11 protein-coding genes are annotated in these 15,205 nt (G+C 39.2%); 1 reads left to right on the plus strand and 10 read right to left on the minus strand.

The window, feature by feature from the left end; genetic code table 11:
- Positions 1-86: 86 nt before the first annotated feature.
- The 10 genes from GCU44_RS22410 to GCU44_RS22455 form a co-directional block, all read right to left on the minus strand.
- Positions 87-1,094 (minus strand): restriction endonuclease subunit S, encoded by a 1,008-nt coding sequence (locus GCU44_RS22410; protein ID WP_154859630.1) that lies wholly within the window; start codon positions 1,092-1,094, stop codon positions 87-89.
- Positions 1,087-2,634 carry a type I restriction-modification system subunit M gene (locus GCU44_RS22415; RefSeq protein WP_154859631.1) on the minus strand — a complete coding sequence of 516 codons (1,548 nt, stop codon included), beginning with the start codon at positions 2,632-2,634 and terminating at the stop codon, positions 1,087-1,089. Before GCU44_RS22415 ends, GCU44_RS22410 begins: the two co-directional genes overlap by 8 nt.
- A gap of 405 nt (positions 2,635-3,039) precedes the next feature.
- A complete protein-coding gene (locus GCU44_RS22420) occupies positions 3,040-4,098 on the minus strand; it encodes a DUF3644 domain-containing protein (RefSeq protein WP_154859632.1) in 1,059 nt (352 codons plus the stop codon).
- Positions 4,099-4,114: 16 nt separating this feature from the next.
- Entirely contained in the window at positions 4,115-7,093 is a 2,979-nt protein-coding gene (locus tag GCU44_RS22425) for a DEAD/DEAH box helicase family protein (protein WP_154859633.1), read from the minus strand.
- Complete coding sequence (locus GCU44_RS22430; protein WP_154859634.1) at positions 7,080-8,051, minus strand: phage exclusion protein Lit family protein; 972 nt, start codon at positions 8,049-8,051, stop codon at positions 7,080-7,082. Before GCU44_RS22430 ends, GCU44_RS22425 begins: the two co-directional genes overlap by 14 nt.
- Positions 8,048-9,244, minus strand: coding sequence for a hypothetical protein (locus GCU44_RS22435; protein WP_154859635.1), 1,197 nt, complete (start codon positions 9,242-9,244; stop codon positions 8,048-8,050). Before GCU44_RS22435 ends, GCU44_RS22430 begins: the two co-directional genes overlap by 4 nt.
- Positions 9,237-10,607 (minus strand): restriction endonuclease subunit S, encoded by a 1,371-nt coding sequence (locus tag GCU44_RS22440; protein WP_154859636.1) that lies wholly within the window; start codon positions 10,605-10,607, stop codon positions 9,237-9,239. The genes GCU44_RS22435 and GCU44_RS22440 overlap by 8 nt, the downstream gene beginning before the upstream one ends.
- Positions 10,588-12,618 carry a type I restriction-modification system subunit M gene (locus GCU44_RS22445; RefSeq protein ID WP_154859637.1) on the minus strand — a complete coding sequence of 677 codons (2,031 nt, stop codon included), beginning with the start codon at positions 12,616-12,618 and terminating at the stop codon, positions 10,588-10,590. The genes GCU44_RS22440 and GCU44_RS22445 overlap by 20 nt, the downstream gene beginning before the upstream one ends.
- Positions 12,619-12,904: 286 nt before the next feature.
- On the minus strand, positions 12,905-13,798 hold the full coding sequence (locus GCU44_RS22450; RefSeq protein ID WP_174238287.1) for a DUF7687 domain-containing protein: 894 nt from the start codon (positions 13,796-13,798) through the stop codon (positions 12,905-12,907).
- Complete coding sequence (locus tag GCU44_RS22455) at positions 13,785-14,036, minus strand: helix-turn-helix domain-containing protein (protein WP_154859638.1); 252 nt, start codon at positions 14,034-14,036, stop codon at positions 13,785-13,787. Before GCU44_RS22455 ends, GCU44_RS22450 begins: the two co-directional genes overlap by 14 nt.
- Before the next feature lie 84 nt (positions 14,037-14,120).
- On the opposite strand from GCU44_RS22455, the gene GCU44_RS22460 reads away from it, so the two are divergent.
- Complete coding sequence (locus tag GCU44_RS22460; protein WP_154859639.1) at positions 14,121-14,999, plus strand: DNA adenine methylase; 879 nt, start codon at positions 14,121-14,123, stop codon at positions 14,997-14,999.
- The last annotated feature ends 206 nt before the right edge of the window (positions 15,000-15,205 follow it).

The following is a 15,205-nucleotide window of genomic DNA, read 5'->3' on the forward strand; positions in this document are numbered from 1 at the left end:
TAAGACAACATAATTTACCTAAAGTAGGCCGGTTTTCATAAGGAAAATCGGCTTATTTTGTCTCAAGAGGCCATTTTTTTCTTAACTTAATAGCATTGGCTCTGTAATTCAGCAATAAAATCTGGGTCTTTAAGTTGCACATAAAGCAGATACTCATTAATTAAGCTGTCTCTATTTTTTAAGTAGATTCTTGCTACACGTTGATTAAGCACATATCTGTCACTTTCATCAATCATAGCTGGAACACCTAAAATGACAACATTATCTTTCATGTCAGTCATTGCCATTACAATGTCTCCTTTGTCTAGAATATATCTTTCAAGTCGTTCTTCTCTTGGTGCATAATCTCTTTTGGGGTCTGTCCGCAAGCCACCACCTCTTTCGATATGCCCCATTTTTAAGACTTCTAAATGCTCGGGTGAAAAATCAACATATGACTTGCTACTAAAAGCAAAACCATTTTTCACTTCTGCAATATCCTGTAATTGTACTACTTCCCAATCATCATTTGCTTCCTCCACAAACCACTGCCGAAACAGCGTCTCCGCCATTTGCTCTAAGGTTTGGTTTTGGCGGTGCAGCAGGTCTATTTTGTCGTCTAAGCTGGAAAGGACGGAGGCGATGGCATTTTGTTCGTCTTTTTCTGGAATTAGAGCGTCTATCTTCTCAAAATCACCTTTATTAACTATTGGAACTGCGGTTCCGTCACCACCGTAAATTCTCAAGGTTTCGTATAAGTCAACAAGTAGGTAATATGCAAAATCAGAGTTTACAACATCAGGGTTAGGAATGATAGAATTGATTTGTTGATTTGTAATTGCATCTTTTCTATTCATTACAACCTTACCCATATCTGAACCTATGCAGGTTACTAAGATTGAACCGACTGGTAAGACTTTATTCGATAATCTTTCAGCGCCATCAGCAGATAATTTACGTATGCTATCATTTGCCCATTTCCGATAGTTTCCATAGTCAGAAGGTGTGATGAACAGAGTATCATTCCCCCAATCTTCAGGATTATTTTTAGAAGGTGTTTTACCTGTAACCACTGTTCCCAGGTCACCCAACTTTAGTTCCTTCCACTCACTCATCAATTTTTACTTTTTGAAGGTTAGCGGCAATGCGTTCGTTGAGTACGGCTTCTTCTTTGAGTTGGGCCTCAAACTCGGCTTTCAGGCTGGTAAAGCGTTCGGCAAAGTCAAAGTCATCTTCTTCCTCTGCCAAGCCCACATAGCGGCCTGGGGTGAGTACATAGTCCAGTTCGGCTACTCGTTCTTTGGTGGTAGAAGCACAGAAGCCTTTTATATCTTCATAGTTACCATCGGTGTTTCGCCAATTGTGGTAGGTGCTGGTAATTTGGTCAATGTCTTCCTGAGAAAGCACTTTGGTCCTTCGGTTTATCAAATGCCCTAAGTTGCGGGCATCAATAAAGAGAATTTCGCCAGTTCGGTTTCTGAATTTACCATTGCTACGGTTACGGCTCATAAACCACAGCGAAGCAGGAATTTGGGTATTCAAAAACAACTTGGCAGGCAGGTTTACAATGCAGTCAATCAAATCAGCTTCCACCAGTTCTTTTCTGATGTCGCCTTCACCGCCACTTTTAGAAGTCAAGGCGCCTTTAGCCAATACAAAACCCGCTTGCCCACTCGGTGCCAAATGGTACATGAAATGTTGAATCCAAGCGTAGTTGGCATTGCCTGTGGGTGGTGTGCCGTACTTCCAACGGCCATCGGTACGCAGTAAATCACCGCTCCAGTCGCTTACATTAAACGGTGGATTGGCAATGATGTAGTCCGCTTTCAGGTCTTTGTGGGCATCATTCAAAAACGAGCCTTCGTTGTTCCATTTCACCTGTGAGCTGTCAATGCCTCTAATGGCCAAATTCATTTTTGCCAGTCGCCAAGTGGTTTGGTTGCTTTCCTGTCCGTAAATGGAAATATCATTGATTTTCCCTTGGTGTTCTGTGACAAATTCCTCCGACTGTACAAACATTCCACCAGAACCACAGCAAGGGTCAAATACCCTCCCTTTGTAGGGTTCGAGCATTTCTACCAGTAGTTCAACTACGCTTCTTGGCGTGTAGAACTGTCCGCCCTTTTTACCTTCTGCCAAGGCAAATTCACCCAAGAAATATTCAAACACATGCCCAAGTACATCGGCACTTCGTGCTTTGGCATCACCTAAGGCAATGTTACCAATCATGTCTATGAGTTCACCCAAACTTGTAGGGTCAAGATTTTGTCTTGCGTACACCTTAGGTAAAACACCTTTAAGCGAAACGTTTTCCTTTTCAATGAAGTCCATGGCTTCATCCACAGATTTGCCAATTGTGGGTTGCTTGGCTTGTGAGAGTAGGTAAGACCAACGGGCTTTCTCTGGCACGAAGAACACATTCTCGGCTTTGTATTCGTCCTTGTCTTCTGGGTCTGCTCCTGCATATTCACCCTCTCCTGCTTTTAGTTTATCGTAGAGTTCTTCAAACGCATCTGAGATGTATTTTAGGAATATTAGTCCGAGTACTACGTGTTTGTATTCCGCAGCATCAATGTTTTTTCTCAGCTTGTCAGCCGATTTCCAGAGTTGTTTTTCCAACGGTTCTTCTGTTCCGTTTCCGTTCTTTTTTGCCATTTATTTTAAGTTCTTTTTATCAGTTTCAAATTTCATCTTTTCCGACTGAGCGTTGGCAACAAAACAGGCTCTTTTGGTTTTTCAACGTTGGCTTTGCGGGTCGGCAAAAACCAAATGTGCCTGTTTGCGCGTGGGCTTTCTTTGTATGCCGCACAACGGTCTCGGCTATGCGTAGTGCGGGATTTCAAGGCACTTCACTGTCCGCCTACCGAAAAGTTTGTTTATTGTAAATGCTTTCATATCAGCACTTTCGCCCGCATTACGTATAGCCATTGTTGTATGCCCGTGCTTTTTCATTTTCTTTTCTGTCAGCGTTGGGGCAGCCATACTCTTTGGCAAGTTTTGGCTTGTGCGGCTGCTTTGAGCGACTTGCCAATGTGTATGGATGCGTGCGGCTGAATTCATTTATCTGTTTTTATAGTTTTCCCAAATTTCAGCCAATGGAGTTGCTGCTATTCCAGCTTTGATTTGCCCAATTGCTTTCTGTGAATATCTTTCATGATGTACATTACCAACCGAAATCCTTTTAAAGCTTTCTGGGTCTGCTTTTAAATTCAAATGATGAATGACTGCACTTGTTTTTGGTCCTGTTAGTCCGACTTTTTTTGCTAGTTGGTCACGTCCAAGATTATAGTAGTCAAGCTCATTAACTCTTTTGAGTGCGACAACATGCGCACCCGGTGTTCCTTCCGGCACAACTTGAACAGGGACACCTTCTTTTCTTGAAATCCTCAAATCCAATGATGGGCCATATCCATTTGCTGTGAAGTTCAGTGTAGATACCCCAGGAAACAACTGACCAAAATTCCCTCCCTTCTCAAGTGTTTTAAGGATTTTCTTTAATTCTCCATCAGATGGTTGGGTGTCATTTCCTTGAACAGCGTTTTCCATTATTGCCAAGGCTCTGAGCTTTTCGATGGCCTCAATATTTTTCCTTTTGTTTGGGCCAAGCAGCTTTTTTATTTCTACAATCTCATTAGAAAAGAATGCCTGAATATCAGTGGGTGGAGTAGTGCTTAAAGGCAGGACGCGAACAGGTAATCCCTCTTTTAAGTCAATATCAAATACTCGTTTTACAATATCGCGAAATAATGTCAAGCCTGATTGAGCTTGAAAGTATAGATGCTGTTCTGAAATTTCTAGCGTGTAATGCTGTGCTGCATCTCTCAAACCGTTAAGTGATTGCAATGTCAATACTTCATCTTCGGTTAAAAATTTTATTTCACCATCACTAAACGCTTTACGAACACAAGATTCAAAACCGATTGTCTGCGTGGCTCTTCTTTCTTTGATCTTACCGCCCTTATGAAGAATGGAGGCTTTCAACAACATTTCAAAGGAATGATCCATCATAATCAAGACACCATGAACACGAGCAGTATCATTCGGTCTATTGAACAATTCAATGCTCAACACCAAAGAATCTACTGCTTTGCTATAGAGGTGCTTGACTTCTTTTTTCATTAATAAAACTTTTGAATCATGCTGTACCCGTTAATACGTTTCTAATAATTGCTTTCCCCATTAAGCTGATGATACCGCCTCTTTCAATGTAAATGGGATCTTCCAGTTTCTCCCACATATTTCGCTTTATGTATCCGTTCTTCACTTCTCCTTTTACTTTAGGTTCAGCTGTTGTCTTCAGATAGCTATCATTTTCCCGATTGTCAATAATCCTTTGCTTTATCTCATAATGATTAGAAACTTCTTCGCAGATTTCCCTAATTACAATTGCCTCCTCTTTTGGAATATGATATTTCTGCTCGATGTCTTTTAGTGCTTGTTCAATAGTCGTTCTAGGCGGAGTGTTGCCTCCATTACCTTGATTTAATCCTGTCTTTTTAGGGTCTTTTACAACGGTCATGTTGGTTTTATGACCATGATATTTAACTGCACCCTTACTAAGCTCTACATTTTTGAGAAGTTGAGTTAACTCAGAGGTCTTACCTCTTTTAATCAGTGTGTTTGCCATGGCCTCAGCAAATACAATAAACTCATGTAAGTGATAATCCAATGCATAAAACTGAGCGATGAAGTAATAAAGCTTTGTATATCGTCTCAGTAACCCGATGTAGTTTTTTTGATCTTCAATGTTCGGAAGCGCCTTTTTAAAAATTTCCCTAAACTCTTGATTGATATTGCTCAGCAAAGCATCAGCAGTGGATTGACTCTTTTTCGCTTCGGTTTCGGCTTCTATGTATGCTTTTGTATAGGTCTCGATTTCGTCTTCACTAAACACTTCAAGCTCATCAATTGAGTCATAAACCTGCTGAAGCAGTTCCTTCTTTGGTTCAGATTCCTTATATGGAGTTCCTTTCCTATGCTTATTGAACGCTTCGAATATGTTTGTGGAATTGTTTGTAAAGTCTACAACCAGTATATCTGCTTGTTCCTTTTCAGGGTGCTTTCTGTTTAATCTTGAAACGGTCTGGATTGCATTAACCCCGTTTACTACCTTGTCTAAAAACATAGCAGATAGGAGAGGTTGATCGAAACCAGTTTGAAACTTATTTGCTACGACTAAGATTCGATAATCTTCTGTGTCAAATACTTCTTCAATCACCTTTCCCGAATGCTGTGTATCTAGTGCATTTATCTTGACTTCTTCAATGGTTTCGTTGGTAATTGGGTCGTTATAGTCACTAAAAGCAAAAAGCACTTTGTATGGAAGTTCCCTTTCTTCAATTATTGTCTTTAGATTTTGAAAGTACTTTAGACCTGCAGGGCGTGAGGATGCAACGACCATAGCTTTTCCTCTCCCATTGATTGTGTTAGCTACCTTTTCTTCAAATAGATTGACAATCACTTCGCTTTTATACTGAATAATACCGTCATCATTGTAGGCGATATTTTTTAGCAGCTTACTTACAATTCCAATTGGGAAATCCTTTTCAGGAAGTGTTTCCTTTACCTTCAGATTGTAGAGTGTTTCATACGATATGATGTTTTGTGCAACATCAAGGATATATCCTTCTTGGATGGCTTCTTCTTCGGTATAGACATCAAACGGTTCACCAAAAAAGGCTAATGTTTTAGGAGTAGTGGTTGCGGTAAAGGCTACAAAAACCTGATTTGATGTATCCAGTTTTTTGAGTTTGTCTGTAATTTCATCAGTACCGGACTGTTCGTCTTCTTCTTGTTCAGATTCCTCACCATCTTTAGTGAAAAACTTTCTCAGCGTCAATGCCATTTTGCCTTCTTGCGAACGATGGGCTTCATCGATGAGAAAAGCTACTTTTCTGTTTTTCAGTTCTTCGCTTCCCTGAATCTTATCTTGTATATGACTGAACTTATGAATCGTTGAAACAATAATATCTCTGTCCTTATCTAAAAACGTAGCCAAGTCTCCTGCACGCTTGCTGAAGTTTATCTTTTTGCCCAGATGTGAGAATAGTTCAAGATCATCTTTCACGTTTTTATCTAGGCTTATTCTATCAGTTAGAATTATGATGTTGTCAAAAACCTTTTGATTGTCCTCTGTGTAGAGACTATCCAACATGTCCGCCATCCAAGCAATGGTTAAGGTTTTACCCGCGCCAGCAGAATGATTGATCAGATACTTTTTGCCAAGTGTTTTGTGTTCGTTTGCATATTGCTGAACGTCTTGTGCAACCCCCTTGCTTGCCCTTAATTGATGATACCTGGGAAAAATGGTAAAAGAAGGTATGCTTATGACTTCACCATCTTCTGTAATCTTTTCCTCTGCTGGCACAAAAACCAAAAAGTGTTCTAAATATTTGGCAATGCTCTCTTTAGAGAGGGCGTGTCGATATAAATGCTCAACAGGATATTCACCTTCGGTTTCTGCCTTATTTACAAGTTGGGAATTAAACCACCTGAAATTCTTCTCCGAATTGGGGTCGGTGGCTACTTTCACTTCAGTATTACTACTTGCGACATACAAGAATGGAAGCTTGAATAAATTGTTGGATAAATCCCGAGGTAAAAAGCTTTCGTAAATGGCATCTTCACAATTTTGTCCTTCATCTTCATGCTTTAATTCGATGACAATAATGGGTAAACCATTCAGCCAGATTACCAAATCAATCCGTTCTTCGGTTAGCGTGTGGTAACGGTACTCTTTCTTGAATGCGAAAATATTTCTCTTGAAATTCTCTTCCTGTGATTTGGTGGTGTTAGATCTTGGCTTGGGCTTATATAATTCAAGTTGGGTTCCTTTTACAAGCAAACCATCGCGCATGATCAGCCATAGTTTTTTCTTAGCCAATTCATCCTTCAGGGCTTTGAGTATTTCCTTGTTGGTATCTGTTTTATAGTTCTCCTCAATCTCTGCGTATTTATCAGCTTGAGTTGAAGTAACAAATGCGATCAGATCTTTTTCAATGATGTGATACTCTTTATCATCAAAGTCATCTTTTGACAATGCCTTGTATTCATGCTCATTTTCTAAAAAAGCACAAATGTGATCCTGAAATAATATTTCCTTATTGCTCGGCATTTTCTGTTTTATGTTCTGAAAGTCTCTCCATAGTTATATCGAAAAGTTCTTTGTATGTATCGACAATTTCCGGCCATTTTAAATCAATTTTGAACTGCAACGACCATAACTTAAGTGCAAGACAAGCTATTCCATAAAGATTGTCCTCAGGTTCAAGATTTAAGGAGTCGAATGCTTTTTGTAAACGCTCATCTGGATCTGGATGATCTCCACCCTTCATAGAAGAATCAAAAAAAATAAATGAACATATACCGGCAACAATTCCTGCGGCAATGGTCCGATCATTTGTCAAGTGAGTACCGCCTTGAAGTGATTTGTGAATTGAATATTCATCGGCCTCATATTCACCTTTTAAAATGTCTTCTGGACTAGTTTTAATGCCTTTTTCTTCATTTTCAATATCTTTATCAATATGTCCTAAAGCAACATGCCCCAATTCATGTAATAAAACATAGTTTATTGCATGCAGGTAAACACCATTTGCCTTGAAAATGTATTCATCTGATGGTGCGCAAAACTCCGGATTGGGTAAATCATCCTTGTCCCAAGAATTATATTTTTCAATTAATGAAAGGGAGTAGTTAAAAAGGTCATGAGCCTTCTTTATCTGATCGGATAATTCGGATGTAATCACGTAAGTCGCATCAATTTTAGGTTGATGAATCTGTTTGTCATAGATGAAAATTAAGGAGTAACATAAACCCCATAAGTAAGAAAGGTAGGTTTCTTGAACTGTTATGATTTTGAATGTCCCAACTCCTGCTGGCACCTGAACTTTTTCAAGCCGGTCGACTACATTAATCTCATTATGCAGCCCCATTTTGTTTATTGCTTCATCTAAAACATCTTCCTTGAAGTTAGGATAGGTTTCTTGAAACCACTTATCAAGATTGTTTCTTAGAACCCGTATTGGTTGTTCACCAGTGTGTCTTTCGCTATTGTATAAAGACTGCTTCATGTTGTCTCGAATTCTTTTGGTGAAACATCTTCTAATTGCACCTCCAACAATTTTGCACCTAACTGCTTTTGCAAGTATTTTACAGCATCTCCTGGGTATGGATCAATGATGAAACTGGGTTTATTCTTGAAATCAAAATTCTCCAAAATCATTTTGTTGACCTCTGAATCTCGTCCGCCATAGCCAATAATAACCAGTTTATCAGCTTCTTTTAGGTTCTCTCTAAATCGCTGAAATAACTCCTTGAAAAGCAAGGGTTCGGAATATCTCTCAATTTTAGAAGTGGTGCCGGTTAGAAAATCTGCATGGTAATTAATCCAGCATCTAACATAAGATAATTCACCCTGATCGTTTTCAACTTCCTTGTATAGTTCTGAAAAGCCAACGCCCCAGCGTGTCTTGATATATTTTTCAGGAATTAATGTTGCTCCTTGTGGAGCATAATAAACTCCATAGTCTTTGCTTCCGTGCAGTTTATAAAGGCGAAATTTCTTGTCGTAATTCCCTGTGTACTGTTGCAGTCTGCATTTGTAATGTCGACTTTTTACCGATAAATCTCCGAAATAGGGCGAACCCAATTCTTCAAAACCATCGCAGAGCTCACCTTGAAGCCAATCAGAAATATTTAAGCGTTCAAAGAATAAATCATGATTTAAAGTATGGACATTTACAATGTTTTCCTTGCCCCAGTTTTGTAGGCAGTTAAGAATTCCTGTATAGCCAGGCCAAATAGGACCACACATGTGCGCTGCATTATCATACCAAGAATTACCTTCTCTATCCTTTAAAAATTGACTAACCAATTGCGTGTAGATATTTTTGATACCGTAGAGCATTTGGCTTACATCTGTTTCAGAGCCGTAGCTTTTTGAATTGAACAAAGCTTCTACTGCAGGATCTTCTTTCGCTTCATAGTTGAAAAAATCATAGAACTCCTCGTAATCAAAGTAGCCTCTGACTTTATTGAAATGCTGGATCAGGTCACGGCAGAAGTCAAACTGAAAATCGTAACTGGTTTTGTAGCCAAAGTCTGGTTTGGTACCATCTGTTGAAACTACTAGCGAGCCACTGGTATGAAACCCAAATTTTGAATCATCACATTCAAGCAATAGTTGATTGAGCGTGTTACCGACTGGATAACCCATAGGAGCAGAGAAGCCAGCTCCCAGCAATATGGAAACTGATTTAGGCATGTACTTCTTTTTCTTTCTTTATTTTACCTGTATAAACCTGCTTCTTGCCCGTTACACATTCATGAATCAGGCTTTTTCGGTAGTCTTTCAGTGTGTCGATTTGGTCAAATATTTTTTCTGATAGAGAGTCAACTTTCTCTTTTAAGAATTCAATTGCTTTAACGATTCGTTCTTGCTCATCAATTTTAGGAGCGGTCATTCGTAAATATTGGTATTTGTCGGCACCAATATTTTGAATTGTAGCCTGCGTGAAGATTAGATTTTTCCACTCTTCGTAGGCTTTTGATTTCGTGAAATAATACAGAAATTCTGGCAGCAGTTTATATCGTTGGGTATTAGCTTTTATCAAGTATCCAGCAAAACATGCAGCACCTGCGTAGTTTTTAAAAATGAATGTTTTACCCACTGTTGCACCACTTCTTGCAAACAAAACATCTCCATCATTCAATAAGTAAGGTTCTGCGATTTCCGGTGGTAGTGATTTAAATGTGTCATCCTTTAATTTACCATCATTCCCAAAGTCGGTAATTCTTATATACCTTGGATCTTCACTATTCTCATCTTCTGCAGATTCATTAGCTCCATATTTTAGTTTTTCAGCTAATAACCTTTTTAGAGGCAAAATTTCCCACCCCTTTTTAATCTTTGGAATCCACAAGCAATTGGTTTCAACAGCAGGATCATTCATGTCTAAACCTAGAGTTACAAATTGACTGATTTTATTATTTAAGTACCCCTCAATCCTCCCCAACTGCTCTTCTTTAATGGCAATAATGCGGTCGATGCGGGCACAGGCTTTGTCCAGGTATTCGGCTATGGCTTTTTGCTCGGGGAGTGGTGGGAGAGGGATTGGTTCTTGCTTTGCCATTCTTCTGCTGATCTCCATAAAAGTGGTTCCAGAAGCTATTTTGGAAAAGTATTCTCCAAGGTGCCCTTCAATACAATAGAACAGAAATAGATTATCAACTTTATGACCTGTGATAAATGAGATAAATCCTTGATTAGTTGTTATTTCCTTCCCAGCAATTTTTGGTTCGCCAATTGATGCTCTACTTGACATTACGATTGTGCCCTCGGGAATCAAAGTTGCTGATGATTTCTCCATACCGAGTTGAGTGATTTTTTTCTCAGAATCTGTGATTAATCGTTCTCCTTTTTGTTTAGAGAAATCTGTTGGTGACATCCAAACTATCTCGCCTTCATCCCAGTATTCTGAAATACTGCTCTTTGGAGTACCGCCTCCAACAACATTTTCACAGACGTCTTTAATTCTATCTGCTTGCCAATGTTTTGGGAGATTAGAAACCCATTGCTTTCCTATGTTTTGAAGTTCACTTCTCACGTTACAATGCTTTGATTTCATTCAACAAGGTTTCCGCTTCTTCTTCCAGTTTCCAGAACTGTTCTATCAGTGCATCGCTACTTTCAGGCTCCTGGTATTTGTAGAAATATTTATTGGGCAGTATTTCATATCCCAATTGTTCGTATTCCTGCCAGCGGATAATTTCATAATCTATTTCTTTAGCCAACCAAGCATTGATGTAAGCATCTTTGTCTGTTGCAGTTTTATCAAAAGGTATGTATTCGTTGTCCACAATGTAGTGGCGGTGGTAAAAAGTAGCATTTGTTTCCTGGGCCTTAAACCAGGCTTTGATTTCTTTGGCTGCTTTGTCTTTTAGATGTGGCACTTGTTTTTTCAACTTTTCAGCCACCAAAGTTTCGAAGGCTTTACTTCCATCAAAAGGCACTTCCAGTTTTATGGATTCTCCTTCTACAAAGGGTGAAGCAATTTCTAGGAAGAAGGTCATATCACCATAGAGCGCCAAACGTTTGTTGGCATTGCCATTGTTGAGCTGTACATCAAAAGGTTCGGTAATCCACATCTGTTCACCGTTTTCATCTTCCTGCCAAAAGATCACTTCTACCTTATGGAAAGCAAAATCAGTATTATCAAATACCTTGGTGTATTCGGTTGCTGCCCAATCATTGAATCGTTCATCAATCCATTGACGATGAGCGTCAGTGATTCTGTTTCTCTTGTTACCAAACGATTTGGGTTCTTTCTCAAACTGTTCACGGGCATTGATGATGAGTACCTTGTTTCTCTTGTGAGTTGGTTTGTTATTGTTGAGTAGCCAGATGTAGGTATAAATGCCTGTGTTGTAAAACATCTGATCGGGCAGCATCACAATAGTATCGAGCAAATCACTTTCAATGATGTGTCTGCGTATTTCGCTTTCCCCTTGGGTTGCATCTCCATTACTCAGTGGCGAACCGTTGAAAAGGATGGCAATTTTAGAACCGCCTTGCTCCACAGGTTTCATCTTTTCAATCATGGTCAGCAAAAAAAGTAGCGAACCATCATTGCTTGGCGACATTCCCCAGCGGAAGCGAGAAGTTTTAAAACGCTCTACATCTGATTTGTAAGGACTCCAATCCACTCCGAAAGGAGGATTGGATAACATATAGTCAAAATGCTCACCAGCATGTTGGTCGCCATCATCTTCCACACTTTCAATGTGTGGAATCAATGAATTTCCATGGGTGATGTTGATATGGGCTTCACCTTTAAGGATCATATCTGCTTTACACACTGCATAGTTTTGAGCCAACAACTCTTGCCCGTTGAGCAAGATCAGATCTTCTACGTTTTTGGCTTGATCCTCATTCTCCGCTTTATCCAAAATGTGTTCTTTAGCCACAGAAAGCATACCGCCTGTTCCGCAAGCAGGATCATAAATAGAAATGGCTTGTTTGGCCGTTTTGGGGTCAAAGTCAATTTCCATTAAGTCCACCATAATTCGGATGATCTCTCTTGGGGTGAAATGCTCTCCGGTATCTTTTGCGTCATCTTGTGAAAAGCGTTGAAGAAGCTCTTCATAGACATAACCCATTTCGATATTCGAGAGGCGTTCAGGGCTGAAATCCTCTTCGGCTGCAAACTGAATAATGCTGGAAAGACGTTTTTCTTTGACCATTTTGGTTACCGTCTGGCGGTACTCAAACTTGTCAATGATTTCATCAATGTTGTCAGAAAAGCTATTGAGATAATCACGAAAATTGGCTTCCACTTGGGAAGCACTTTCTTTCAGAATGCTTTTTAAAGTCCAGTTGCTTTTATTATAGAAGGTAAGCGTTGATTCTTGAATCTTTACTCTTTTCTGAAGTGTCGCCTCATCAATGTTTGGTGTTTGCTTTTTTATTTCTTCCGCAATTTCCTCTCGCTTTTTTATGAGTACACATTCGATTCTACGAATCATCACCATAGGCAAAATCACCGTTGGGTAATCTTTTGCCTTAAACTTTCCTCTCAGTTTAATGGCGCCTTTCCAAATTTCATTGGTCAGGTTTTCTAACTTTTCTTTATTCAGCATTTACTTCTTTATTCATTTTATTTTTTCGTTTCTCTTTCAGTCGAGTGTTGGCAAAAAACGGCTCTTTTGGTTTTTTCAGCGTTGGCTTTTGTGTCGGCAAAAACCAAATGTGCTGTTTGTGCGGTGGCTCTTTTTCGCATGGCATACAACGGTCTCGGCTATGGCTAGTGCGGGTTTTCAAGATACTTCACTTTCCGCTTAGCAGTTAGTTTGTTTAATGTAATAGCTTTCATATCTGCACTTTAGCCCGCATTAGCTATAGCCAATGTTGGCGTGTCGTTTTTCTTTATTTTTCTGGTTCAGCAGCTAATGGTAATTCAGTTTGACCATTTCCGTATTCCTTCCATTCCTTAACTAGAGCAGGGATTCTTTCAACTAATTCTCTTCCGAAAATCACTTCTGTCACTAACCCCATATGCATAGAGTCAATTAGTCGACACAAGTATGAGCGACCACAAGTCCACCAAGTAAAATAGTCGTCAACAAATAAATAGTGTTTGACTACCCTGTTTAGATTAGTCTTTGCTTCCCAAAGTTCCCAACCGTCTAATTGGGTTTCATAAACACCATCAGCAACTCGGCTACCAAACGTTGTTGTGTAGTAGTATTCCTTTATTTCCCAAATTGCTTTAGGGTCTTTTATACTTGGGAAAGCACCGTCAACACGTCTTGATAATGTTCTTACAGGAAAGTTTTCAATTGTTAATGCTGTAAGTTCTCTTGGGTCATAATCACAGTCAAAATTTCCTTTATTTGCTTCCACGAGCATATTGACCAAACCTGTTAAGAACGAAAAATCTCTTTTTTCTCCTTTTTGCTTATTCATGGGAAGGGGACAAGTCGGATTTAGTTCTGCTCTTTTTTGTTCAAAAAGTGTTTTAGCCTGATCCTTATTCATAAGGTTAGGCTCTATTTTGTTAGTCAAAACGCCACCACGATATTCCATATACTCCTGAACGAGTTTGCCGAATTCAGTCAGTTGGTTATTCTGAATTAATCTTTCGCTATTTAAGTCTTCATCTTTGAAAACCTTTTTGATTTGGTCAACTGTTGGAATTACAAATCCTGGATTTGGATTCTTTTTTGTTTTTCTTTCAGCATAACCAAGTCGCTGGTTTAAAAGCTTAATATTTGCCCAAAACTCTAAATCGAGTTTCTTGTATTTGTCATTTGGTAGCATCTAATCTGTTTAAATATTCTTTAATAAAGTCAAGCAAAGTGGTATTCATTGATTCAACAATCTCTTTAAGTTCCACAATGTCAACACGTCTCTCGCCACTTTCAATTTTGCTAATGAAAGATTGAGGTACACCAAGCTTTTCGGCTAATTGTGATTGTAAGAGGTTGTTGCCAACTCTTAAGCTGTAAAGGGTTTCAAGTAATACCCGATATTCTTTGCTGTGTATACTTTTTTTCACGCGACCAAATTAAATCCTAAAATAGGATAACCCAAATTAGGATATTAGCACAATTATAGTTAGGTTTGTCAAAATTTTATAGCTATGCAGTTATCTCTCGATTCAAAATTCGCCACTTACACACCGCCAAAAAGCCAATTATTAAAATGGGTCGGTAACAAGCAAAAGTTTGCTGGGGAAATTTCCAAGTGTTTTCCTGTTGATTTTGGAACATTCTACGAGCCCTTTTTAGGTAGTGGTGCTGTAATGGCTACTGTTGCACCTAATTCAGGTGTAGGTTCAGATATTTTCAAACCACTGGTTGAGATTTGGCAAAAACTGAAAGATAATCCTAATGAGTTGGTCGAGTGGTATGCTGAAAGAAGAAATAGATTAGAAACAGAGGATAAAAAAGAAGTCTATGAGAGTGTTTTAGCTTCCTTTAATGCTCAACACAATGGGGCAGATTTTTTGTACTTAACTCGTTCTTGTTATGGTGGAATTGTCAGGTTTAGAAAAGCGGACGGATATATGAGTACGCCTTGTGGTGCGCATACTCCAATTCCTGTTGAAACATTTCGAAAGAGAGTTTTCGATTGGTCTATTAGAATGAAAAATGTCGATTTCTTAAATGTGGATTACAAAGAAATATTTGAAATGGCTCAGCCCGGTGATTTGATTTATTGTGACCCACCTTACAGTCATAGTCAGAGTATCTTATACGGTGCGCAAGCTTTCAAGCTTGAAGAACTATTAGAGTCGATTGATTATGCTAAGTCTAAAGGTGTTCGTGTCGCCTTGAGTATAGACGGTAATAAAAAGTCAGGCAACTATTTATGTGATTTGCCAATTCCCGAAGGTCTGTTTGAGGAAGAATTATTCGTGTCTGTTGGTCGCTCTATGTTAAGAAGATTTCAAATGGAAGGTCAAACTTTAGAGTCTGAAATGGTCTCTGATCGTCTATTGCTGAACTATGCTCTTTAAATGCACGCCAACGTCCGGGCTTGCGTGCGGTGGGCGCTTTCGGAGCGCTTTTATCCCGGCTTTCCCAAACTTTAGTCAATGTACTAAATTTTATTTTATTCTCTTGATGCCCAATGCACGCAAGCCATTGTTACAGGCAGGGCTCCCTTTTTTTCTGTTGTTCGGTCCCGGTATGCTGAAAACTAACTGGTATGTTTAGCCGCAAA

It is taken from the genome of Cyclobacterium xiamenense (genome assembly GCF_009467825.1).
Classification (GTDB): Bacteria; Bacteroidota; Bacteroidia; order Cytophagales; family Cyclobacteriaceae; genus Cyclobacterium; species Cyclobacterium xiamenense.